Origin of the sequence: Aliidiomarina quisquiliarum, assembly GCF_023922585.1 — a bacterium.
Lineage (GTDB): Bacteria > Pseudomonadota > Gammaproteobacteria > Enterobacterales > Alteromonadaceae > Aliidiomarina > Aliidiomarina quisquiliarum.
In genome coordinates this window covers 93,599-117,351 of sequence record NZ_JAMFTN010000010.1, presented here as the reverse complement: position 1 = coordinate 117,351, position 23,753 = coordinate 93,599, and the positions used below count along the sequence as shown (strand labels likewise).

Sequence of the window (23,753 nt, the reverse complement as noted above, 5' to 3'; positions counted from 1 at the left end):
GCAGTATTTTTTATCGGTGCTACTGAATGTGTAATGTGGGGTGTAGGAAAGAGTTTTAAGCATACTCTTAACTACGGTAATCGGTATTGAAGGAGCTTAACAATGTTAATCTTAACCCGCCGGGTTGGTGAAACACTCATGATCGGTGATGATGTCACTGTGACTGTTCTGGGTGTAAAGGGAAATCAAGTGCGTATTGGAGTAAATGCGCCCAAAGAAGTCTCGGTACATCGGGAAGAGATATATATGCGAATCCAACAGGAAAAAGGTAATACACCCGAGACAGACGAATAATTCTATTTCTGACTTCTGGTATTATCATAAGTAAAGCAAGCCGACCTAGGTCGGCTTGCTTATGATTAAAGTGTTAAATGTGGGAAGTTTGGGCGAATTTTCAACGAACTGGTTAATTATGCCGCAGTTGAAAAAGTTTCTTAGAAAAGCCATTGACATACCTGTGAAAGTCTCTAGAATTCACGCCCACAAGTTGCGGTGAGGTGGCCGAGAGGCTGAAGGCGCTCCCCTGCTAAGGGAGTATAGAGTTTATAGCTCTATCGAGGGTTCGAATCCCTCCCTCACCGCCAGTTAAACTGAATGCGCTCGTAGCTCAGCTGGATAGAGTACCTGGCTACGAACCAGGCGGTCGGAGGTTCGAATCCTCCCGAGCGCGCCAGTTTAACAAAGTTAGTAGGCAAGTAATTAAGTGATGCGCTCGTAGCTCAGCTGGATAGAGTACCTGGCTACGAACCAGGCGGTCGGAGGTTCGAATCCTCCCGAGCGCGCCATTTAATTTATAGTACTTGCAGTTTGTAAGGCAGGCTAATGTAAGACATAACTAAGCCGCTCAGGCAACTATTAGAAAGTTTTAAAACAATTGATACCGCCGTACGTTCGTAATATTTAATTAAGCCCTTTTGAGTAATAATTCCCTAGTAAGATCATTTTAGGGTTCGCATACCCCCCCATCTGCAGTACACTAACAGCATGTAAACTTATTGTTAGTGTGGTGTTTGAATGACTTCAGAACTTCTAGTTAAAGCCTTCGACGTACTTGTTGTGGGTCTTATTGTGGTTTTTTTATTTCTGATCGTGCTAACCATTTTCACTAAACTACTCGTAGCTTTGTTCCCAGAGCAAAGTAGCCATACCCATTCTGATATAAGCCATAAAGCCCAGTTAAAGCCACAGCCATTGAGCAAGCCTCAGCAGGCTGCTATTGCTGTGGCTGTTCACCGCTATCGGCACCAACAAAAGCATGAAGGAAAGTTGCTATGACCCAGCCTTTAAAACTAACGGAACTTGTTTTACGTGACGCTCATCAATCATTACTAGCTACGCGTTTGCGAATTGATGACATGCTGCCGATTGCCGCACAGCTTGATGCGCTTGGCTATTGGTCGTTAGAAACTTGGGGTGGGGCCACCTTCGACGCCTGTATTCGCTATTTAGGCGAAGATCCTTGGGAGCGCTTGCGTGAACTAAAGAAGGCTATGCCCAATACCCGCCAGCAAATGCTGCTACGAGGCCAAAACTTGCTTGGCTATAGGCATTATGCCGATGACGTAGTTAAACGCTTTGTTGAGCGCGCACGGGCCAATGGCGTAGATGTATTCCGTATCTTTGACGCCATGAACGATGTGCGTAACCTAAAAACTGCGATTGCAGCCACAATTGCCAATGACGGCCATGCGCAGGGTACTTTGTCGTATACGGTAAGCCCAGTGCACACCCTAGACACTTGGCTGGATATGGCAGCAGAGCTAGAAAGCCTTGGTTGCCATTCTATTTGCATTAAAGACATGGCTGGCTTGCTTAGGCCTTATGAAGCAGAAGAGCTGATTACCGCGCTTAAGAAGCGCGTTAAGGTACCTATTGCAATGCAATGCCATGCGACCACCGGGTTAAGCACCGCCACCTATATGAAAGCCATAGATGCGGGTATTGATATGCTCGACACGGCAATTTCACCCATGAGTATGACCTACGGCCATTCCGCCACAGAAACCATTGTAGCGATGGTGGAAGGTACTGCCCGCGATACGGGGTTGTCATTATCGGCCTTAACTGAAGTGGCCACCTATTTCCGCGAAATAAGAAAAAAATATGCACAGTTTGAAGGCTCGCTACAAGGTGTCGACGCGCGTATTTTATTAGCTCAAGTACCCGGTGGTATGCTAACCAACATGGAAACCCAATTGCGTGAACAGGGGGCGTTAGACAAATTTGAACAGGTACTGGAAGAAATACCAAAGGTGCGGGAAGACCTAGGTTTTATACCGCTGGTTACACCCACCTCGCAAATAGTAGGCACCCAAGCGCTACTAAACATATTAACGGGTGAACGTTATCAGTCGATTTCGAAAGAAACGGCGGGCGTGTTAAAAGGCGAGTATGGCGCTACTGCGGCACCGGTTAATGCGGCGTTACAAAAACGTGTGCTAGACGGCGCTGAAGCCATTACCTGCCGGCCAGCCGACCTGATTGAACATGAGTTTGATAAATTAACTAAAGAATTAACCAGCTTGGCTAAAACAGAGGGCATAAAACTGGCCACGGAACTGACCGATGACGTATTAACCTACGCGCTGTTTCCCCAAGTTGGCTTGAAATTCTTGAAAAATCGCGATAATCCAGCGGCCTTTGAGCCCGCTCCTGAAGCGGCGGCTAGTGTAGCCAGTGCAGTTGCTGCGCCCACGGCTGTTGCTGGTACGGTGGAGCGCTATGACATTGCCATTGACGGCCAAGTATTCCAAGTTGAGGTGGGCCCAGAAGGTAGTTTAGGGGCAATAACCCTAATGGCTACTTCGGCAGCTGAAGCTAAGGCCGCAGTGCCCGCAGCTAAGCCTACAACTAGCACCGTAGCACATACTATTACTGCCCCCTTGTCGGGAAATATTTGGCAGCTAAAAGTAAAGCCGGGCGATAAGGTAAATGCTGGCGACGTGGTGATTATTCTTGAAGCGATGAAAATGGAAACCGATATACGTAGCGAGTTTGCTGGTACGGTGCAGCAGGTGCTTATTGCCGAAGGGGCAAGTGTGTCCACGGGCGAAGCATTAATTAGCTTAAGCGAGGGTTAGCATGGAAACCCTAATTACCTTATGGCATACCACGGGCTTGTACGCCTTAACTGTGGGCATGCTAGCCATGATTGTGGTTGGCTTGGTATTGATTTACCTTGCGGTAGTACACAAGTTTGAGCCATTACTACTGCTGCCGATTGGGTTTGGTGCGGTGTTAACGAATATTCCTTTAGCCGGTTTAAACGACGATGGTGGCCTGCTGTATTACCTTTACCATGTGGGGGTAAGTACAGGCGTATTTCCGCTAATTATATTTCTTGGCGTAGGGGCCTTAACCGACTTTAGTGCCTTACTGGGTAATCCGCGGGTGTTGCTATTAGGAGCCGCAGCGCAATTTGGTATTTTTGCTACCTTACTTGGTGCGATAGCTTTGAACTGGGTGCCGGCAATAGAGTTTACCCTAGAGCAAGCGGCGGCAATTGCCATTATAGGTGGCGCCGACGGGCCCACGGCTATTTATTTGTCATCGAGAATAGCGCCTGAATTACTCGGCGCTATTGCTGTGTCGGCTTATTCTTACATGGCCTTAGTGCCTATTATTCAACCGCCCATTATGCGTTTGTTAACCTCGCAAAAAGAACGCAAAATACGCATGGTGCAATTAAAACCGGTGTCGAAACGAGCGCGCATACTTTTTCCTTTGATGGTGCTATTACTTACCGCCTTGCTGCTGCCTACGGCAGCTCCGCTAATAGGTATGTTTTGTTTTGGTAATTTAATGCGTGAAACCGGTGTGGTAGAACGATTAAGTAAAACCGCCCAAAATGAGCTGATTAATATTGTTACTATTTTTCTAGGTTTGGCGGTAGGGGCACAGCTGTCTGCGGAAACTTTTTTAACGGCTCAAACCTTGGGTATTCTACTGCTGGGCGCAACCGCTTTCGTACTTGGTACTGCGTCGGGAGTATTAATGGCCAAGCTGATGAACTTGGTTAGCACGACAAAAATAAACCCTTTAATTGGTGCTGCAGGCGTTTCGGCAGTGCCTATGGCAGCACGGGTAGTAAACAAAGAGGGGTTAGCGGCAGACCCGCAAAACTTCCTTTTAATGCACGCTATGGGGCCTAACGTGGCCGGCGTGTTAGGCTCGGCCGTGGCTGCAGGGGTATTGCTGGCGTTAGTGGGTTAGGGTGCTGTATGGCACCCTAGAGGTTGGTTAACCACCACATTAAAGTATAAAAAGCGGCAATAACGGCGCTAAAAACAAGAATGTAAATAAAACCTTGTTTGCCTTGCCGAATTGGAAAGCCGCGGCTAGTTAAAAATATGTACCAAGCAAAACAAAGCAATAAAGGAATAAGAAATAACAATCGCACCATGTTTAATTTGTCTCCGTGTGAGCCTGCGTATTAGTTGCTAGCTGTAAGTCTTGCGCCGCTTGTTCAGCCACGTCGAGCATACTGGCTAACCCCATAATTTGGTCGGCAACGGCACCAATGTCGCCGTCGATTACGGCCTGTTCTAGTATGCTGGCCTTTTTATGTAAGCTATTTAAGCCTAAGTTTCCTGACGCACCTTTAAGAGTGTGAAAGTAACGTTTCGCTTCTTCGTATTTACCTTTGGCAATAAATTCAGAAACCGTCATGGCACTGTGGCGATACTGTTCGACCAATTGCCCGACTAAACGGGTATATAGTTCAACGTTATGATTTAAACGATTCAACGCACCTTCAAAGTCGATACCTTTCACTTGCGGGTAGCGACGTTTGGATTCTTGTGCAACGGGTGCCGCCACAGGCTCGGCAAGGCGTTCATAAGGACCTGGCACCGCCCATTTGTTAATTTGGGCAAGTAGTTGTTCTTCGTCAATAGGCTTGGGAATATGCCCTTGCATACCTGCAGCTAAGGAGCGCTCTTTGTCGCCACTCATGGCGTTGGCAGTCATAGCTAAAATAGGCAAGCGCTGATAACTAAACTGTTGGCGGATCATTTCTGCCGCTTGGTAGCCGTCCATAATCGGCATTTGAATGTCCATTAACACAAGGGCGTAAGGCTTGTCTTGCACCATGCGTACGGCTTCTTCGCCGTGTGCGGCAATGTCGACCATAAAGCCATGGTTTTCTAGAATTTCACGGGCCACGTGTTGGTTAATTTCGTTGTCTTCTACCACTAATAAGGGCGCGTTTTTAAGCGCTTTATTCACCCCAGAACGGTAATCAGGCGCTTGGCTAAGCTCATCGTGGCGATTTTGGAACACGGCCGATGAAATAACCCGCGCCAAGGTACTGGTGGTATATGGCTTGGTAATAAAGTCGCGGGCGCCCATTTGTTTGGCTTTTTCAGCTAGCTCTTCGGCGTAGTAACCGGTGGCTAGAATCATTTCAGGGCGCTGCTCTTCGGTAAACTCCTGTTGCACCCGCTCTACTAAGGTAAGGCCGTCCATGCCAGGTAAGCGCCAATCCACCAGTACCACGTCGAAGGGGGCATTGTCTTTAGCGGCTTGGTGAATAAATTCAAGGGCTTGTTCGCCGCTGCGACTAACTTTGGCGTTCATGCCGTAAGAGCGCAGCATTTCATATAGCATTTCACGAGTGCTGAGGTTGTCGTCGACGGCTAGAATACGAATGCCGGCTAGCTTTTTCAGCAGTAGTTGTAAGTGCGATATATCTTGGGCTTGCTGTACAGGCAGTGCTAACTCGATATAAAAGGTTGAGCCTTGGCCCAAGGAGCTGGTCATGCCCATGTCGCCTTGCATGAGATGAATTAAGCGGCGTGAAATGGTGAGTCCAAGCCCCGTGCCACCAAATTTACGGGTAGTGGACGTGTCGGCTTGAGTAAAGGCCTGAAATAGGTTGGCACGCTGCTCTTCACTCATACCGATACCGGTGTCGGTGACAGAAATACGGAAAAAGATTTTTTCGTCGGTTTGCTCTAGCAAGGTGCAAGTAATATTAATTTCGCCTTCGTCGGTAAATTTAACCGCATTGCTCACTAAGTTAATAAGCACCTGACTTAAGCGCATGGGGTCGCCAATCAGCATGGTGGGTATATTGGCCGGTAAATTAATAATAAACTCTAAGTCTTTGTCGTATGCTTTGTAGGCGAACATGTCGGCAATAGTGGCAAGCACTTCGTCGAGGTCGAAAGGAATACGCTCAATAGTAAGCTTGTTGGCTTCAATTTTTGAAAAGTCGAGAATGTCGTTAATAACCCCAAGCAATGCCTTAGAAGAACTGTCAATCACCCGAAGGTAACGCTTTTGCTTGTCGTCGAGGTCGGTTTTTAAAGTTAAATTAGCCATACCCACAATGGCATTAATGGGGGTGCGTATTTCGTGGCTCATATTGGCTAAAAAGTCGCTTTTAGACTGGTTCGCTTGCTCTGCTTCTTCTCGTGCTTGCTCGGCGGCTTCTTTGGCACGGGCCATTTGCTCAGTGGCGGCTTTCACCCCGGAAATGTCGTAATAACTACCTAGTACACCCACCACAGCGCCAAACTCGTCGTATAATGGCACCGATGAATGCTCAATCCAACGGCGCTCATTATTGGCGTCGTGCATTTGTAACGACACTTCTTGATTACCACTGGCGGTGCAACGCTGTAAAGTAAGCTGGTCGCGAACAAATAATTCGGCGTTTTCAGCTAACAGTTTTATGTCTTGATCGCGCTTACCGATAATTTCTTGCGGGTGCTGAAAGCCGAAGTCGCGTAAAAACGCTTGGTTACCACCCAAAAAACGCAGTTCAGTGTCACGCCAATACACTCGGTTGGGTAAGTCGTTAAATACTTGTTGTAATAATTGTGTACTGCCGGGGGAGAAAAATACCGGCGATGCGGTACCCGTATGTAACTCGCTGTCGCGCCGGCCTTGCCAAGTAAGCCAGCCATATATAACTGCAGCCACTAGCAGTAGCACTAATAAGGGCAGGGCTAATGGGCGTGGTAAAAAAAATATAGCTAAAAGACCCACCGCATTAAGCAACCAGTAACTGTGCTGCATGAGTAGAAGTATTTTGGGGCGTGAACTTTGTGTCAACGAGCACTCCTTAGACTGTATTTAATTACTTTTTGTGGCAAACTAGGCACCATCATACCAGACAATATCCGAGACACTATGCAGTTACACAAAGGTCTTGCCTTAGACGCCTTACTTGAAAACCCTGCCATTCGTAGTGGTTTAAAAGGAATTCGTCGCGGCATCGAGCGCGAAGCGCTTCGTATAACCCCTGAAGGTCGCTTAGCGATTACCATGCACCCAGAAGAAAAACTAGGGGCTACCTTAACGCATCCTGCTATTACGACAGATTATGCGGAAGCGTTATTGGAATTTATCACACCTGTGTCGCGCTCGGTAGATGAAACCTTAGCGCAGTTACGGGATTTGCATCGGGCAACTTATGCCGCCATAGGCGACGAACGCCTGTGGCCTTTAAGTATGCCCTGTTATGTGAATGAATTAAGTGACATTCGCATTGCCCAATATGGTGAATCTCACTCGGGCATAATGAAGCGCACCTACCGACAGGGTTTAACCCACCGTTATGGCGCTATGATGCAAACCATTGCTGGAGTGCATTATAACTTTTCGGTGTCCGATGAGTTATGGGCGGCGCTTGCCGCTGAAGACGGCGACCGCGACAACCGCGATTTTCGTTCCGCACGCTACCTTGGCTTAATTCGTAATTTTAAACGCTTAGCTTGGGTTATTCCTTATATGTTTGGCGCTTCGCCGTTGTTATGTAAGTCGTTTTTACGCCACACTAAAGTTGATATTGGGCTAGAAGATATGGGTGGCGGCTTGGCCGGTTTTCCCTATGCTACCTCGTTGCGAATGAGTGACTTAGGTTATACCAATCGTGAGCAAGCAGAATTAGGCATTACTTATAATTCGCTACAAGAATATGTAGACGACTTGCGATGTGCCGTTTTTACGCCAGTAAAACGTTTTGAAGCAATTGGCACCCGCGATGGCGATGAATGGAAACAATTAAGCGCGAATATTTTACAAATAGAAAATGAGTTTTATTCGCCTATTCGGCCAAAACAGATTGCTCTCGAAGGGGAAACGCCGGCTCAAGCACTTGAAAACCGGGGTATTGAATATATTGAAGTGCGGGTACTTGATGTAAACCCCTTTAGTAATGTGGGTATTACGGCAGATCAAATGCGCTTTATTGATTTATTTCTGTTGTATTGTTTGCTCGATAATAGCCCGCCGCTAAGTTGGGAAGAACAAGTGGATACCGAGCGGCTAGTTAGTGAGGTTATTAAGCAGGGCCGTACGCCAGGGTTACAATTGACAGACAGCAACGGTATTGCCACTGTTGAAGAGCGTTTAACCGCCTTATTTAAAGAATTAAACGATATTGCTGTGGTGCTAGATAAAACCGAGGCCGAGCCCTTATACCAGCAAAGTTTAGCCGCCTTAACGCCTGCAATTGCAGACCCAGAGCAAACCTTGTCGGGTAAAGTAATGCGAATGTACCTACGCGCTGTAGCCGAAGGTGGCAAGCCGGGCATGCGCTTAGCTGAAATGTATCGAACTGAACTAATGGGTAGCGAGTTAGAGTATTACACCCATGAACAATTTGCCGCTTGGACCAAACAGTCGATTGCCGATAAAGCAACCTTAGAAGCAAATTCAAAGGGAACCTTTGGAGAGTTTTTAGCTGACTACTTTGAGCGTGCGCAGGTTAAAAAAAAGCGCCCCAAGCGAGGCGCAAAAGATAGCTTATAAATCCAGGGGATGAAGGTTACTTACGAACACCTTACATAGGGTAAGAGGGACAGAATAAGAAAAGGTTCAGTAGAATGCGAAATAAAACTACATTGTTGGCGTTAGTGCTTGTTACAACTACGCTTTTATCTGGTTGTACAACGGCTCCACCAAGCGACCCGGAAAATATATGTCATATTTTTGAAGAGCGTCGAGACTGGTGGAAAGGCGCAAAAAAAATGAATAAAGAATGGGGCGTACCCATTCATGTGCCCATGGCAATGATGTATCAGGAAAGTTCGTTTAAAGCCCGAGCGCAGCCACCAAAGCGCTATTTGCTTGGCTTTATACCTTGGGGGCGAGTAAGCGATGCCTATGGCTATGCGCAAGCTAAAACCATGACTTGGGACGACTATGTGCGGGAAACTGGCAAGCGTCGAGCGCGTCGTGATAACTACAACGACGCCATTGACTTTATGGGCTGGTTTATTACTAAATCGCACCAAGTAAATGGTGTGTCGAAGTGGGACGCTTATGCTCAATACCTTAACTACCACGAGGGTTGGGGCGGTTATAAGCGTCGCACCTACCTGCAAAAACAATGGTTAGTGCAAGTTGCTAGGCGGGTTGACGACCGTTCGAATACCTATGCACAACAGCTAAAAGGCTGCGAGAAGAAGTTAAACCGGGGTTGGCTACGACGTCTGCTGTTTGGCTAAAAGCTTAACAAGCTAAGCGGACGACCGCTTAGCTTTTTTGCGTAACTTTGGTAGTAACCGCACGCTTTTAATAACGCTGTCTGACACTTCAAGAATTTCCACCGCATGCTCGTCTATTTTAATACACATGGGGTTGTCGGGAATGTCGCCAATAATTTCAGTTAATAAACCATTAAGGGTTTTCGGCCCGTCGGTAGGAAAATTCAGTTTTAACTCTTTATTCAACTCGCGTAAGTTTGCACTACCTTCAATAACCACGCTACCGTCGGGATCGCGGCGCAACGTTTCGCTAGCTTGACCGGTCATGGTGGTGGTGAAGTCGCCAACAATTTCTTCAAGAATATCTTCTAAGGTAACCAGTCCTTGAATGTCACCATATTCGTCGACCACTAAACCAATGCGCTCTTTGTTTTGTTGAAATTTAATCAGTTGCACGCTTAATGGGGTGCTTTCAGGAATAAAGTATATTTCCCGTACGGCACGAACCAATGAAGGCTTGTCTGGTTCGTCTGGGTTACGCGTTACTAATTGCAATACGTCGCGGGCATGTAAAAAGCCAATGGCGTCGTCGATTTCGCCCCGATATAACAGCACCAGGGTGCTTTGCATATTATTGAGCTGGCGAGCAATAACCGACCAGTCGGCATTAATGTCGATGGCGTTTATTTCGTTACGGGGAATCATTATGTCGTCGACAGTAACTTTTTCTAAGTCGAGAATACTTAACAGCATTTCTTGGTGACGAGACGGAATTAACGAGCCCGCTTCGTGCACTACAGTGCGAAGTTCTTCGGCGCTAAGACTGTCTTTGCCAGTACCGTTAGGGTCGATACCCAGCACCCGCATTAAGTTATTAGTAATGAAGTTTACCGCTGCTACTAAGGGGTAAAATATCTTAAGCATGGGCTTAAGAATAAAAGAACTTGGAAAAGCAACCCGTTCGGGACGTAGTGCCGCTATAGTTTTAGGGGTTACTTCAGAGAAAATCAGAATAATAAGGGTAAGTACTATGGTGGCAATTAAAATACCGTAATCGCCATATAGGCGCATGCCGATGACCGTTGCCACGGCCGATGCGGCGATATTGACCAAGTTATTACCGATCAGGATGAGGCCGATGAGGCGGTCTGGGCGATCGAGCAAATAGCTCACGCGCTTTGCTGCCTTATGGCCAGTTTGGCTAAGGTGGCGAAGCTTATAACGGTTAACGGACATCATGCCCGTTTCAGATCCTGAGAAAAATGCAGAAATAAGTACCAGCACGCCTAAGGTTATAAAAAGCGTACTCAGTGATAGTTCGTCCAAGTTTGATTCCTGTTTATGATTGACAACTACTAATGTATGGACACCGCCGAAGATGTCAAGACATGGCGTTTAAGATTTATTGATTATGACAAAATGATGTCGCGTACGAAACGGCTACCAAAATAAGCGAGGGTAAGTAAAACAGCAGCAGTGAGTGTGAACAGTACAATAGGTTTACCCCGTAGCCCACGAGTATTATGGGCCACCACGATACCACCAAAGCATAGCCAAGCGGCAATAGAGAGAACAGTTTTATGAATTTGCCCTTTGGCAAAAAGGTCGTCGACAAATAAAATGCCCGCCACGATTGCCAAGGTGAGCACCGCAGTACCGGCACCTAGTAAACGGAAAAAATATTGCTCAACGGTCATTAACGGTGGAAAGTGTTCGTTAAGGGCGCGGGCACTACGTGTTTTTAGCACTCGGTTTAAATATAGTATTTGGCCCGCATACAAGGCGGCTAATACCAACAAGCTAAAGGCAATGAGAGATAAAATAATATGAACGGCTAAGCCATAGGTCATGCTGGCGTGTAAGCCGCCGCTTTCTGGCAATACTTGTAATAACAGCACGCTAACAATAGCAAAACCGAAAATAGCAGGGCGTAACATAAGGCTGGCAAGTTGACGCCCGCGGCTGACAGAAAACAGCCCAAGTAGCCAAGCAATAATACTAAGCACAATAAGAAAATTAAGATTATTGACACCCCGTTCAGCTAGGATGGTGGCAATAAGGGCCCCATGTAATGCTATGGCGCCAATGTTTGATAACCAAACGCGGTGCGCATAAATAGTAGGGGCTGTGAGGCGGCGGTTTAAAAATAAAATTCCGGCCCCATAGATAAGGATACAGAGAATGGTAAGTAGCTGTATCAACATTGTTTCAAATTCTCTCGCTATTATGGAAGTTGCTGTACCAAAGACACTTGTTGTGAATGATTCGTATTGTCAGCTAGTTAGTTCAGTATACGGACTTCAATCGCCAAACCCAACTGGTTTCCGTATAATAGCGTAAAGTCTACCGACAGGAATACGCCATGTTTGATAATTTAAGCGATCGTCTATCGCAAAGTTTGCGAAATATAAGCGGTCGCGGTCGTTTGACCGAAGATAATATTAAAGACACCCTGCGTGAAGTGCGCATGGCACTACTTGAAGCTGACGTTGCCTTACCCGTAGTAAGAGACTTTATTGCTAAGGTAAGAGAGCGCGCTTTGGGTGTTGAGGTGAATAAAAACCTAAACCCAGGCCAAGTGTTTGTAAAAATAGTTCGTAATGAGCTAGAAATAGCCATGGGTGAAGCCAATGTGCCGTTAAATTTGGCCACCCAACCCCCAGCAGTAATACTTATGGCAGGTTTACAGGGGGCCGGTAAAACCACCAGCATTGGTAAGTTAGCGCGCCACTTAAAACAACAGCACAAGAAAAAAGTATTGGTGGTAAGTGCCGATATTTACCGTCCTGCTGCAATTATGCAGTTGCAACGGTTGGCTGAAGAAGTTGAAGTGGAATTTTTTCCCTCATCTACCGACCAAGACCCAGTAGACATTGCGCAGGCGGCGATTAGCCACGCGCGGAAAAGGTTTCTTGACGTGGTGCTGGTTGACACCGCAGGCCGGTTAGCTATTGACGAAGCGATGATGGCAGAAATTCAGCGCTTACATAGTGCCATTAAGCCAATTGAAACCCTGTTTGTGGTTGACGCCATGACCGGGCAAGATGCTGCTAATACAGCCAAAGCCTTTAACGAAGCATTACCCTTAACGGGCGTTATTTTAACTAAAATAGATGGTGATGCCCGCGGTGGTGCGGCACTTTCTATTCGCCATATTACGGGTAAGCCGATTAAATTTTTAGGTGTAGGCGAGAAAAATGACGCGTTAGAGCCTTTCCATCCGGACCGCATTGCCGGGCGCATTCTAGGTATGGGCGACGTGCTTTCTTTAATAGAGGAAGTAGAGCAAAAGGTTGACCGTGCTAAAGCCGAAAAAATGGCTAAGCGGGTGATGAAAAGCGGTAAGTTTAGCTTGGAAGACTTCCGCGAGCAGTTGGTGCAAATGCGCAATATGGGCGGCATGATGGGGCTGATGAACAAAATGCCAGGCATGGGCAAAATGGCCGGGCAAATGCAGGGGCAAATAGACGATAAAGCAACCATACGGATGGAAGCTATAATTAGTTCTATGACACCGCACGAACGGGAATACCCAGATGTACTGAAAGGTTCACGTAAACGGCGAATTGCGGCCGGATCGGGAGTGCAAGTGCAAGATGTAAACCGGTTATTAAAGCAATTTAACCAAATGCAAAAAATGATGAAAAAGATGAAAGGCGGCGGTATGGCGAAGCTATTACGCCAAATGGGCGGCAAAATGCCACCGGGAATGTTCCCCGGCGGTTGATAAATACGCCTTTTACCTTGCAATTGCTGGTGAAATACGTAAACTTACGCGGCTTCCTGATCTTGGTTGTTTTTCAAGGTAAGGAAGTATTAACTTTAACTTTGTATTTTTGAAATAAATTGAGGACGGTAATGGTTACCATTCGTTTACAACGGGGTGGCGCTAAAAAGCGGCCATTCTACCAAATGGTTGTTGCCGACAGCAGAAACGCACGTGATGCGCGTTTCATTGAAAAAGTCGGCTTTTTTAACCCACTGGCTCGTGGCCAGGAAGAAACTTTACGTGTTGATCTTGATCGCATCGAACATTGGGTCGGTGTTGGCGCACAGCTTTCTGACCGTGTTGCTAAACTTGTTCAAGAAGCACAACAAGCTGCTGCTGCCTGAGGCTGACCAAGGTCATGACTTCTGCAGCAGTAAGTAACAAAGATCTCGTTATACTAGGTACTCTAGGTGCTGTTTACGGCATTAAAGGCTGGTTACGAGTAAATGCTTACACCAATGAAGTGTCAGGTATTTTTGATTACGCTCCTTGGTTTATTGGCCGAGAGGGTAAATGGCAACAGGTCGAAGTCAGCCAATGGCGCTGGCATAATAAAGGCCTGGTAGCAAAATTAGCGAATGTCGATGACCGCGATGCAGCTGCGCTGCTAACGGGCATGGAAGTCGCTGTGTTGGCAAGTGCTTTGCCAGCACTCGAAGAGAACGAGTTTTATTGGCGTGATCTTGAAGGCCTAAAAGTTGTTAATGCCGAAGGGTATGACATGGGCAAGGTAGACCATATGCTGTCGACAGCTGCCAACGATGTACTAGTGGTAACTGCCAATAGCAATGACGCGTTCGGTAAGCGTGAACGGCTTATTCCTTTTATTCAGTCGCAATATATTGTGGCGGTGGATAAGGAACTAGGCACTATTACAGTTGAGTGGCCTGCAGACTTCTAATGGCCAAGAGCTTAACTGTAGGCGTTGTTACCCTTTTTCCGGAAATGTTTAGTGCAATTACGGAATCCGGTGTAACGCGTCGCGCTGTAACGGAAGGCTTGCTTTCAGTCGCTACGTGGAATCCACGAGACTACACTGAAGACAAGCACCGTACTGTTGACGACCGCCCTTACGGCGGTGGGCCAGGCATGTTAATGATGGTTGCTCCCTTAAGAGCAGCAATTGCTGACGCCAAAAAGGCCATAACGGCAACGAGCGGTTCAACACCTAAGGTTATTTATTTGTCGCCACAAGGGCGCAAGTTAGACCACCAAGGTGTTGCTGAGTTAAGCCAATATACTTCATTGGTGCTGGTAGCAGGGCGTTATGAAGGTATTGATGAACGTGTAATTGAAGCAGATATTGACGAAGAATGGTCTATTGGTGATTTTGTTCTCTCTGGGGGCGAATTACCGGCAATGGTTCTTATTGATACGCTAGCAAGGCAAGTACCCGGTGTGTTGGGGCATGCAAGTTCTGCCGCAGAAGATTCTTTTGCTGCTGGTTTGCTCGATTGCCCACATTACACTCGGCCTGAAGTTCTTGACGGCAAACGTGTGCCCCCAGTACTGCTGAGTGGACACCATGAAGATATACGTCGGTGGCGGTTGCAGCAGTCTCTTATACGAACTCAGCAACGGCGGCCCGAATTACTTAATAACCTAGCTCTGACTGACGAGCAGCAAGCTTTGTTGAAGCACAAAGACTAATCGTGCAGTTATTACTAGGAGGAGAAATGAAATGGCTAAAGTAAATAAATCTATACTTCAGCAGCTCGAAGACGAGCAGTTGAAAAGCGATGTACCGGTGTTTGCACCAGGTGATACCGTTATCGTCAATGTTAAAGTTAAAGAAGGTGAGCGCGTACGTATTCAGGCCTTTGAAGGTGTGGTAATTCGTAAGCGTAACCGTGGTTTACACAGCGCATTTACCGTACGTAAAATTTCAAACGGTGAAGGTGTTGAGCGTACTTTCCAAACCCATAGCCCGATTGTTGACAGTGTAACTGTGAAACGTCGTGGTGCGGTTCGTCGCGCTACTCTTTACTACTTGCGTGAGCGCAGCGGTCGTTCAGCACGTATCAAAGAAAAATTGGGTTCATAAGCCCTTAAAAACCCAGCTTAGGCTGGGTTTTTTTATGCCTATTGTGCAGGCGTATAGCGTGTTAATGTATTGCCATGAATACAGTTTCGGCACTTAAACAACAACTTACTGCGGTGCAACAAGCTATTGCAGACATTTTACTTGGCTCGCCCGGGCCAGTAAAAGAATTTGACTTAATTCAACAGCTACAACAATCCCCTTATGAATTGTTAAGCAAGCACGCCCTACGTGGCGAATTGCAACTGTTTCGTACCCACTTCCTAGTGTTCCATTGTTTATATAAATTGCAGGCCTTATGGCGCGCTGAGCAAAGCTTCGAGCTGTACATTTCACCCCTTGCAATAAAGTTAAGCCCTTACCAACCAGGCCCATTTGGGCTTGCGAAAACTGATCCGCTGCAAAGTTATTATAGTGATTGGGCAAATATGAACGACACCAGCGCAGCAGATGTGAGTGCATTACTAAATAATTTTTGGCAAGGCTTTACCGGTACGGCAGTTGCGGCCAACGAGGTAGCGCCGGCCTTAGTAGTATTGGAATTAGAGCAATTACCAACAAGCACCGCCGCGCTGCGTAACCAATACCGCCGTTTGGTGCATATTCACCACCCAGACAAAGGTGGTGAGTTAAAACGAATGCAAAACATTCAGCAGGCTTACTTGCTGTTAAAAAACTATTTGGCCAGTTGCGGTAGGTAACTAGCTAGTGTTGCAGCTAAGGCTTCAGGAGAAACCGGCTTGTATAAGGTTTCATTCATGCCCGCTACGCGGCAGGCGTTTAGCTCGGTAGGACTTTGGTGACCGGTTAAGGCAATAATGGGGGTGTCGGCAAACTGCGGCTGTAAACGCAGTTGTTGGCAGGCTTCAGCGCCTGTCATGGCAGGCATTTCGTAGTCTAGAATAATTAGCGCGGGCTGAATGTTTTCAGCTAATGCAATAGCTTCAGGGCCGTTACTGGCCGTATGCACAGTTACGGGGAATTGGCTTAGCATAGCTTTAAGTACTTCCAAACTAATAAAGTCGTCGTCGGCAATAAGTATTGATGTCATAAAGCAGCCTGAATATAAGGAACAGCGCGAAATAGTAAAGTGAGTAAGCCATACACAACCGCAAGTATTAAATAACCCCAAGCACCGTGAACAATGCGTGGTTGTGTGGCAGGGTCGGCTTTTTTGTCGCCTTTGATCATGGCGTATACCAAAGGCTCGCCAACAAATTTATACACCACAATAGCGAGCGTGTGCAGGCCTATTACTATTTTTAGTAGGTCGAAGTTCAAAGAATGAATGGTGGTCATGGTTCTTAATGTGTCTTTACTTGCTAAAGCAGCGAGCGGGCCCCGATAAAAAATGGCATCGTCGGTAAATAGCCCAGTGACCCCTTGCACTAAAAGTAAGGCCAGCATAAGAATAACAGACCAGCCACCCATGGGGTTGTGAGTATGTGACTGAAAAGACTTTGGCGCACGCAAGTAAAGAAATAACGCTTTTGGACCAGCGATAAAATAGCGGAACCGAGCTGATTCACTACCAACAAAGCCCCAAATAATGCGGCTAATAATTAATGCCAATAGAAAAGTGCCTAACTGCTCGTGGCGATCCACATGCATAAAGTCGCCGCCCGTGTACCAAAGGCCCGCAAATGCCACTAGCAGTAGCCAGTGGAAGCCGCGGATAAAACCGTCCCATACTCGTACCGTCATGGTTAGTCTGCTCGGTAGTTGTCGTGGCACTGCTTACAGGTACCTGCAGTGGCTAAAAACTTAGGTGCGATAGTACGTATTGCCCCACTTTCCGCAGCTACGGCTAGTTCAGCAGAAGCATTAATCAAGTCATTCATTTTGCTTTCAAAGTCGCTCCATTTGGTCCAAATGGCTGGTAATGCGTCGCTGTCGGTGGTGACGTTTTTACCAACACCCGTAAAGCCGGCCAAAGGAATATGGGCTAAATGTTTTACCGCGTTGGCATGCTGCTGAAAAGTGGCTGCGTCGTACTTAATTTCGCCACGCACCATACCCGCCATAATGCCAAAATTGTCGCGGATCATTGAAAAGGCGTGCTGACGGTATTCCACTGTGTCTGCGGCGTTTACGAAGGTGTCGGCAGAAACCGATGGGGCAGTAAAACCAATGCTAATAATGGCAGCAAGGGGGAGTAGTTTTTTTAAAATCATTTGATGATCCTTTTGTCATTCGGGGTATGCTTCTGGTTGTATATAGTAATGTTGTGCCACAAGTTGTGCCAACAACAGTAACAATACACGTTTTTGCAGAAAGTATTAAAGTAAAAAAAGAACTTGGTCGTTTTGTTTTGGCGCTTCATCGGACAGTGCTTGCGAGAAGTACTAAAACACGCCACTAATAGAAAATGATACCATAATTATAAACTTAAGAGGAAGGCAGGATGAAGCGAAGAAGCGCTTGGCTAGGCCTTAGTGCTATAGCTGCCGCCGGGGTGAGTGTACTCGCTATTGCGGACCAAACAACACCTATACGCGGCTTGCACGAACACAATCCGAGTTTAGTGGCATTAACCAATGCTACGTTGATTACGGAACCGGGTACACGTTTAGAAAATGCCACCTTGGTAATTGAGCATGGTGTGATTCGCTCTATTGAGCGTAATAACCGTGCCCCTGCAGGTGCCCGTGTGGTAGATGCCACCGGTTATACTATTTATCCTGGTTTTATCGACCCTTATAGTAATTATGCGGTAGCAAAACCTGAGCCGCGTGGTCCTCGTGGCCGTGGCCAAATGCCACAATATTCAAATGCACGAGAAGGCGGTAATGGTAGCAACGCAGCAATTCATGCGGAGCGCACTTGGTATGAAACCGTAACGGCCAGCAAGCGCGACGCGAAAGGTTACATAGATCTTGGCTTTACTGCAGTACAAACGGCACGCCTAGACGGTATTTTCCGTGGCCGTGCCGCTACTGTGTCGCTTGCCGATCAGCTACCGAACGATATTATTTATCGTTCCCACGGGCGCCACTTTGCTTCCTTCGACAAAGGTAGTTCGGCCCAGCAGTACCCCAGTTCATTGATGGGTAGTATTGCCCTTATTCGACAAACTCTTTCTGATGCGGCTTGGTATAAAGAAGCACAAGGGTTACACAGTGCCAATGGGCCGGTGGAGTTTAATGCGCCTTTAGCTGCATTAGCCAGCGTGGCTAACGACGGGGTGGTGTTTGAAGCCTCTGACGAACAAAACTTATTGCGTGCTAGCCATGTGTTTGCCGAGTTTTCGGTACCCTTAACGGTGCTAGGTTCGGGCTTTGAATACAGCCGAATAAATGCAGTAAAAAGTACTGGCAGTACGCTTATTTTACCTTTAGGTTTTCCGGCGGCGCCTGAATTAAACGGCCAGTTTGCTGAGCTTGATGTGTCATTAACAGATCTGCGTCATTGGGAGCGAGCGCCAGGTAACCCTGCAGCGGTTGCAAATGCAGGTATTACCTTTGCCTTTACCACCCATGGGTTAGATAAAAAAGACGACTTCTGGGCCAATATTCGCAAAGCTATTGATTACGGTTTAAAGCCGGAACAAGCGCTGGCGGCATTAACCACGGTACCGGCTGAAATAGCCGGGGTAGCTAATCAAGCGGGCCGTTTAGCTGCTGGCTATCGAGCCGACTTAGTGGTTTCACGCGGTGATTTGTTTACCGATGGTGAAATTGTGTCTGTGTGGCTGCAGGGCCAAGAGCAACGCTTAAAAGACATGCACCCAGCGTCGTTTGTAGGTGACTATAGTCTTGAATTAAATGGCCAAAGCTTAACGCTTTCGGTTTCTGGAGAAGGGCGTTTACAAGGCAAGTTAAGCGCAGGCGAAACCGAGGTGAAACTAACCCAGCTAAGTAGCGATGATAATAAACTATATTTTACCGCCGACTTAACTGCTTTTGGTATTGCTGGTGTGCATCGATTCCGCCTACAACCTGATTCGCTTACCGGCTTTTCAGGGCGAGCGCAGAATACTGCCAGCGAGCTATTAACCTTTACCGCCACACGGCCTGAGCCGGAAACGACCCCAGCGGCAGAGCGCCGCCAAGCAGGCACACCAAAATATGTAAGCCAGTTGACTTGGCCGAACACAGGCTTTGGGGTGACCACTCAACCAGAGCAAACTAACCTGCACATTCGTAATGCCACCGTATGGACAGCCGATAGCCAAGGGGTATTAGCTGAAACGGACATTATTGTTCGCAACGGCTTAATTCACCGCATTGGAAAAAACCTGCCGACGCCACGTGGTTACCAGGTTATAGACGCCACTGGTATGCATGTAACGCCAGGCATTATTGACGAACACTCGCATATTGCCATTTCCCAAGGGGTTAACGAAGGTACCGAGGCGGTAACAGCAGAAGTTCATATTGGTGACGTAGTAAACCCAGACGACATTCATATTTATCGTTCACTGGCAGGTGGTACAACAGTTGCTCACTTACTGCATGGTTCAGCCAACCCTATTGGTGGCCAAGGACAAGCCATTAAATTACGTTGGGGCCAAGGTGCAGAAGGCTTAAAGTTTAAAGAAGTGCCGCCCACCATAAAAATGGCTTTAGGTGAAAACGTAAAGCAAAGCAACTGGGGCGACATGAACCGCATTCGTTACCCACAAACCCGTATGGGTGTGGCAGCAATGATGCGTGACTACTTCCAAACAGCGCGGGAATATGAACAAGCGAAAGCTGATTATGCTCGCTTAAGTCGCAGCGAGCGCCGCCGTACGGCACCACCTCGAACCGACTACCGCATGGAAACCTTACTACAAATAGTTAATAACGAGCGCCACACTCACGTACATAGCTATGTGGCTTCTGAAATTGTGTCGTTAATGGACGTGGTTGATGAATTGGGTTTCAAAATACACACCTTTACCCACGTGTTAGAAGGTTACAAAGTGGCCGACGAAATGCGTGAACATGGGGCGCGAGCGTCGACCTTTGCCGACTGGTGGGCGTTTAAGTTTGAAGCCTATGACGCCGTGCCACAAAATACCTGTGGCATGATGAATAAAGGCGTGCTGACCAGTATTAACTCTGACAGCAACGACTTACAGCGCCGCTTAAATACGGAAGCGGCCAAGTCGGTACGTTATTGTGGAATGGACGAGCATGAAGCGTTGAAAATGATAACGCTTTATCCGGCTATGCAATTGGAAGTAGACAAGTATGTGGGTAGTTTAACCGTGGGCAAACAAGCCGACTTTGTACTGTGGAATGCACACCCATTGTCGGCTTACGCGCAGCCACAGCAAACTTGGATTGAAGGGCGGAAATATTTTGATCGCCAGGCAGATTTAGCCCGTCGGGCAGAGATTGCCAACGAGCGCAAATTGCTGCTTGAATTAGTGTTGAGCAAAGGCAGTGAAGCCCAGCGCGGTAATAGCAATGGCTATCGGCCTACGCCGCCCACTTGGCACTGTGAAGATAACCACGACGTGTGGCGCTGGCAGGAGTTTAGCCAGCTGAATAACGCGACACAGAGCTTTGAAATGCTTACGTTTGAAATGAAAGGAGCGCACTAATGAAAGGTTTTTTAGGACTGCTGCTATTCTTAGTAGCGCTGCCTATTCAGGCGCACAACATAGCTCCTGGGGCTGAGGCCAAGCAGGCTATTTTGTTGCAAGGGGGTACCTTGCATACGGTTAGCCATGGCTCGTTAGAACAAACTGACTTATTAATTGTCGACGGTAAGATAGCTGCCATGGGTAAAGAGCTTACGGTGCCAGCTAATGCTCAGATTATTAATGTGAGCGGCCAACATGTTTACCCAGGTTTAATTGCCCTTGATACTACCCTTGGGCTGATTGAACTTGAGCAAGCGCGGCCCACCAATGACATGCGCGAAGTGGGTACAGTAACGCCAGAGGTGTTGGCTCACCATGCTTTTAATGCCGATTCGGATATTATTCCTACGATTCGTTATATGGGTATAACCCATGCGCAAACGGTGCCGCAAGGTAACTTAGTGAATGGTCGCTCTAGCTTAATGCAGCTTGACGGCTGGAACTGGCGTGACGCCCTTGAAGTTGGCCCAGTGGCACTGCATGTTAGCTGGCCACGCATTGGCTTAAACAGTGCATGGTGGGAACGCCGCACACCAGCGGAACAGCATAAAGCCAATGCGGAAGCCTACCAAGAGCTGCTACAAGTGTTTGTGATGGCCAAGGCTTATCATGAAGGTCGGTTAGAAGGTACGCAAACACGGGTAGACCAACGCTGGGAAGCCATGCGAGGTTTGTTCACAGGCGACTTACAGCTGTTTGTGCACGCGGATGATCGGCGTCAGTTAGAGCAAGCACTGCAATTTAATCGTGAATATGGTTTTGCCATGACTTTCGTGGGCGCGCGCGACAGCTGGATGATGGCAGACACCTTAGCAGAACTAAAAACGCCGGTTATTTTTGGTTACCCTTATGGCTTACCTAGCCGAGTAGACGATGGCTACGATACTGCGTATGCAACCCCCGCGATGTTACATGCAGCAGGTGTTGACTTTGCAATTGCCTACCCAGGCTACTGGGACAGTCGTAACCTTGCCTTTGGTGCCGGCAATGCGGTGGCCTATGGCTTAGACTACCAAGCAGCACTACGTGCAATTACGCTTACCCCAGCCCGCTTTATGGGGGTCGACAAGAGCTTAGGCTCGTTAGATGTGGGTAAGCAAGCAACGTTAATAGTGTCGGCCGGCGATGTGCTTGATCATTTAGGCCAACGTATTGAGTATATGTTTATTGATGGTCGCGAAGTAAATTTAAGTAACCGCCAATTACAGCTGTATGAAAAATATAGTGAGCGCCCTAATAACTAGCAGCCAGTTGTAGCGGTATAGTTTTAGGCATGGAAAGTCCCGGGTGATTACTGCAACCACCTGGGATTTTCATTAAAGAATTTGGTGTTTGCGCTTAACCGTCGAGCAATTGCTTTAAGGTGCGGCGCAGTACTTCAGGCTCAAAAGGCTTGTTTGTAAGAGCGTTAATACCTGCTTGCTCAATTTGCGCTAGCTGAAGTTCATCGGCTCGGGCTGAAACCATAAGAATAGGAATATGTTGGTGAGTGGGTTGCTTACGAATAGTTTCTGCTAATTCGCGGCCGTCCATTTCGGGCATGTGGTAATCGGTGCAAATTAAGTCGAAGTCGTGCTGTTTTAACGCTTCGATACCTTCACGGCCATCAGTGGCTTCAGTTATTTGGGTAATACCAATACTTTCAAACACTCGGCGTAAATATTGCCGCGACATATTGCTATCGTCGACCAGCAACACACGTAAGTCGTCTACATCGAAGCTTTCGAGCTCAAAGGCAGTAGGCTCAATAAGGTCGAGAGTGGCGTTAATTGCCCGTTGTAAATGCTGCGGGGTAAAAGGCTTTGGTAAAATTGCAATGCAGCCCGCTTGGCGGAAAGTTTCAAGCTGTTGGCGTTTATGTTCGCTCGATACCAGCATAAACAAACTGTCGCGCAGGCTTTGCTGTTGCTGTATAAAATGAAGTAGGTCCATGCCTTCACCGTCTTCAAAATACATAGCGCTGACAACTAAGTCAGGTTGTAAAGCGGGCAACTTTTCTTTGGCAGTGGTTATGCTGTCGGCGCTATGGACCGAAATAACTCCTGCGTCGGTAAGGTGGCGGGTAATGACTTTACGTTGTACTTCAGACGGCTCAACTAGCAGTAATGAGAGTTGGTCGACAGTCAAAGAGGTCATGAAATTGCTCACTGTATGCAAAAAAACTAGCGTCAGAATATGGTATGGGTATACATTTGACAAGTTTTGTAGATACTAGGGTACGAGTACAGTAAATAAGGGTATAATCAAAAACATACAGTAGTATCAACCCACTAGATGGTAAATGCGTTATGATTTTATATACGGAGTACACCGATAATGGCCGAAACTTTACGATTCATGTGAAAGGTAAGTTTGACTTTCAATTGATGGCGCGGTTTCGTCAAGCGTACGGTGGCTATAAACCCAATGTGGTCACATTTACCGTCGACTTTAGAGAAGCTGAAAGTATTGACAGTGCAGGTTTAGGCATGTTGCTTAATATGCGCAAATTCCTGGGTGTAGCCGGGGGCGAAAAATCAATTCGTTTAATACATTGCCGTGAGGAAATACGAGCGCAGCTAATTCGCGCTAAGTTCGAGCAATTATTTGAAATTGTTTAGCCGCCGGAAAGCCTTACTTTATAGCCTTTTTGTTCTAGCCAAGCTGCGCAGGTGTCGCGTTGATCGCCTTGAATTTCAATGGTGTAATCTTTAGTGCTGCCGCCTACGCCGCAACGTTTCTTTAATGCAGTGGCAAGTACCTTTAATTCTTGCTGGGGTAAACCCAAGCCTTCTATAACCGTAACCCCTTTACCACGGCGGCCTTTTGTTTCCCGCCGAATGCGTACAATGCCGTCGCCACTTGGAATGGCCTCAGGGGCCTCTTCAGGGGTTATTTTACCGCTGTCGGTGCTATATACCAATTGGCTTAGCTGATCTCGAAAACTCATAC

General features: G+C 47.2%; 24 protein-coding genes and 3 tRNA genes. 18 read left to right on the top strand and 9 right to left on the bottom strand.

The window, feature by feature from the left end:
* Window positions 1–102: 102 nt before the first annotated feature.
* The 7 genes from csrA (at window position 103) to M1L23_RS01325 (ending at window position 4,212) form a co-directional block, all read left to right on the top strand.
* On the top strand, window positions 103–294 hold the full coding sequence (gene csrA / locus M1L23_RS01355) for a carbon storage regulator CsrA (protein ID WP_252625227.1): 192 nt from the start codon (window positions 103–105) through the stop codon (window positions 292–294).
* A 197-nt stretch (window positions 295–491) separates the two neighbouring features.
* Window positions 492–584: transfer RNA gene (locus M1L23_RS01350), tRNA-Ser, on the top strand.
* 12 nt (window positions 585–596) lie between these two features.
* Window positions 597–673 (top strand) — tRNA-Arg (locus tag M1L23_RS01345).
* A gap of 35 nt (window positions 674–708) precedes the next feature.
* A tRNA-Arg gene (locus tag M1L23_RS01340) sits at window positions 709–785 on the top strand.
* A 229-nt stretch (window positions 786–1,014) separates the two neighbouring features.
* Window positions 1,015–1,275, top strand: a complete 261-nt coding sequence (locus M1L23_RS01335; protein WP_252625225.1) for an OadG family protein — start codon at window positions 1,015–1,017, stop codon at window positions 1,273–1,275.
* Window positions 1,272–3,080, top strand: coding sequence for a sodium-extruding oxaloacetate decarboxylase subunit alpha (gene oadA / locus M1L23_RS01330; protein WP_252625224.1), 1,809 nt, complete (start codon window positions 1,272–1,274; stop codon window positions 3,078–3,080). Before M1L23_RS01335 ends, oadA begins: the two co-directional genes overlap by 4 nt.
* A 1-nt stretch (window position 3,081) precedes the next feature.
* Window positions 3,082–4,212 carry a sodium ion-translocating decarboxylase subunit beta gene (locus M1L23_RS01325; protein ID WP_252625223.1) on the top strand — a complete coding sequence of 377 codons (1,131 nt, stop codon included), beginning with the start codon at window positions 3,082–3,084 and terminating at the stop codon, window positions 4,210–4,212.
* 16 nt (window positions 4,213–4,228) lie between these two features.
* Here the strand turns inward: M1L23_RS01325 and M1L23_RS01320 are convergent, their stop codons facing one another.
* A complete protein-coding gene (locus M1L23_RS01320) occupies window positions 4,229–4,402 on the bottom strand; it encodes a hypothetical protein (RefSeq protein WP_252625222.1) in 174 nt (57 codons plus the stop codon).
* A 2-nt stretch (window positions 4,403–4,404) separates the two neighbouring features.
* Window positions 4,405–7,059, bottom strand: a complete 2,655-nt coding sequence (locus M1L23_RS01315) for a response regulator (RefSeq protein WP_252625221.1) — start codon at window positions 7,057–7,059, stop codon at window positions 4,405–4,407.
* A gap of 78 nt (window positions 7,060–7,137) precedes the next feature.
* Here M1L23_RS01315 and gshA point away from each other — a divergent pair, with 78 nt between their 5' ends.
* Window positions 7,138–8,760 (top strand): glutamate--cysteine ligase, encoded by a 1,623-nt coding sequence (gene gshA / locus M1L23_RS01310; RefSeq protein WP_252625219.1) that lies wholly within the window; start codon window positions 7,138–7,140, stop codon window positions 8,758–8,760.
* A gap of 74 nt (window positions 8,761–8,834) precedes the next feature.
* The gene (locus M1L23_RS01305) at window positions 8,835–9,458 is read left to right on the top strand and encodes a transglycosylase SLT domain-containing protein (RefSeq protein ID WP_252625218.1); all 624 of its coding nucleotides are present in this window, start codon (window positions 8,835–8,837) and stop codon (window positions 9,456–9,458) included.
* A gap of 12 nt (window positions 9,459–9,470) precedes the next feature.
* Here the strand turns inward: M1L23_RS01305 and M1L23_RS01300 are convergent, their stop codons facing one another.
* Window positions 9,471–10,763 carry an HlyC/CorC family transporter gene (locus M1L23_RS01300; protein WP_252625217.1) on the bottom strand — a complete coding sequence of 431 codons (1,293 nt, stop codon included), beginning with the start codon at window positions 10,761–10,763 and terminating at the stop codon, window positions 9,471–9,473.
* A gap of 83 nt (window positions 10,764–10,846) precedes the next feature.
* Window positions 10,847–11,641, bottom strand: a complete 795-nt coding sequence (locus tag M1L23_RS01295) for a cytochrome C assembly family protein (protein WP_252625215.1) — start codon at window positions 11,639–11,641, stop codon at window positions 10,847–10,849.
* Between the two features lie 158 nt (window positions 11,642–11,799).
* On the opposite strand from M1L23_RS01295, the gene ffh reads away from it, so the two are divergent.
* The 6 genes from ffh (at window position 11,800) to M1L23_RS01265 (ending at window position 15,948) form a co-directional block, all read left to right on the top strand.
* Window positions 11,800–13,164, top strand: a complete 1,365-nt coding sequence (ffh, locus tag M1L23_RS01290; protein WP_252625210.1) for a signal recognition particle protein — start codon at window positions 11,800–11,802, stop codon at window positions 13,162–13,164.
* 131 nt (window positions 13,165–13,295) lie between these two features.
* Entirely contained in the window at window positions 13,296–13,550 is a 255-nt protein-coding gene (rpsP, locus tag M1L23_RS01285; protein WP_252625208.1) for a 30S ribosomal protein S16, read from the top strand.
* A gap of 14 nt (window positions 13,551–13,564) precedes the next feature.
* Window positions 13,565–14,107 (top strand): ribosome maturation factor RimM, encoded by a 543-nt coding sequence (rimM, locus tag M1L23_RS01280; protein WP_252625207.1) that lies wholly within the window; start codon window positions 13,565–13,567, stop codon window positions 14,105–14,107.
* Window positions 14,107–14,856: a tRNA (guanosine(37)-N1)-methyltransferase TrmD gene (gene trmD / locus M1L23_RS01275; RefSeq protein ID WP_252625206.1), complete on the top strand. Its 750-nt coding sequence runs from the start codon at window positions 14,107–14,109 to the stop codon at window positions 14,854–14,856. The genes rimM and trmD overlap by 1 nt, the downstream gene beginning before the upstream one ends.
* A 31-nt stretch (window positions 14,857–14,887) precedes the next feature.
* Complete coding sequence (rplS, locus tag M1L23_RS01270; protein ID WP_252625204.1) at window positions 14,888–15,250, top strand: 50S ribosomal protein L19; 363 nt, start codon at window positions 14,888–14,890, stop codon at window positions 15,248–15,250.
* Between the two features lie 74 nt (window positions 15,251–15,324).
* The gene (locus M1L23_RS01265; protein ID WP_252625203.1) at window positions 15,325–15,948 is read left to right on the top strand and encodes a DNA-J related domain-containing protein; all 624 of its coding nucleotides are present in this window, start codon (window positions 15,325–15,327) and stop codon (window positions 15,946–15,948) included.
* Here the strand turns inward: M1L23_RS01265 and M1L23_RS01260 are convergent.
* Genes M1L23_RS01260 through M1L23_RS01250 form a run of 3 tightly spaced genes read right to left on the bottom strand, consistent with a single transcriptional unit; the run spans window position 15,924 to window position 17,421 of the window.
* Complete coding sequence (locus tag M1L23_RS01260; protein ID WP_252625202.1) at window positions 15,924–16,298, bottom strand: response regulator; 375 nt, start codon at window positions 16,296–16,298, stop codon at window positions 15,924–15,926. The two genes, M1L23_RS01265 and M1L23_RS01260, sit on opposite strands and share 25 nt — an antisense overlap.
* On the bottom strand, window positions 16,295–16,951 hold the full coding sequence (locus M1L23_RS01255; RefSeq protein WP_252625200.1) for a cytochrome b/b6 domain-containing protein: 657 nt from the start codon (window positions 16,949–16,951) through the stop codon (window positions 16,295–16,297). Before M1L23_RS01255 ends, M1L23_RS01260 begins: the two co-directional genes overlap by 4 nt.
* Window positions 16,952–16,953: 2 nt before the next feature.
* On the bottom strand, window positions 16,954–17,421 hold the full coding sequence (locus M1L23_RS01250; protein ID WP_252625198.1) for a c-type cytochrome: 468 nt from the start codon (window positions 17,419–17,421) through the stop codon (window positions 16,954–16,956).
* A gap of 230 nt (window positions 17,422–17,651) precedes the next feature.
* On the opposite strand from M1L23_RS01250, the gene M1L23_RS01245 reads away from it, so the two are divergent.
* A complete protein-coding gene (locus M1L23_RS01245) occupies window positions 17,652–20,780 on the top strand; it encodes an amidohydrolase family protein (protein WP_252625196.1) in 3,129 nt (1,042 codons plus the stop codon).
* A complete protein-coding gene (locus M1L23_RS01240; RefSeq protein WP_252625194.1) occupies window positions 20,780–22,066 on the top strand; it encodes an amidohydrolase family protein in 1,287 nt (428 codons plus the stop codon). Before M1L23_RS01245 ends, M1L23_RS01240 begins: the two co-directional genes overlap by 1 nt.
* A 94-nt stretch (window positions 22,067–22,160) precedes the next feature.
* On the opposite strand, the gene M1L23_RS01235 is transcribed toward M1L23_RS01240, so the two are convergent.
* Window positions 22,161–22,958: a response regulator gene (locus M1L23_RS01235; RefSeq protein ID WP_252625193.1), complete on the bottom strand. Its 798-nt coding sequence runs from the start codon at window positions 22,956–22,958 to the stop codon at window positions 22,161–22,163.
* A 152-nt stretch (window positions 22,959–23,110) separates the two neighbouring features.
* Between M1L23_RS01235 and M1L23_RS01230 the strand changes: the two genes are divergently transcribed.
* Complete coding sequence (locus M1L23_RS01230; protein WP_252625192.1) at window positions 23,111–23,422, top strand: STAS domain-containing protein; 312 nt, start codon at window positions 23,111–23,113, stop codon at window positions 23,420–23,422.
* Here M1L23_RS01230 and yciH read toward each other — a convergent pair.
* The gene (gene yciH, locus M1L23_RS01225) at window positions 23,419–23,751 is read right to left on the bottom strand and encodes a stress response translation initiation inhibitor YciH (protein ID WP_252625190.1); all 333 of its coding nucleotides are present in this window, start codon (window positions 23,749–23,751) and stop codon (window positions 23,419–23,421) included. The genes M1L23_RS01230 and yciH overlap by 4 nt on opposite strands.
* Window positions 23,752–23,753: the final 2 nt, after the last annotated feature.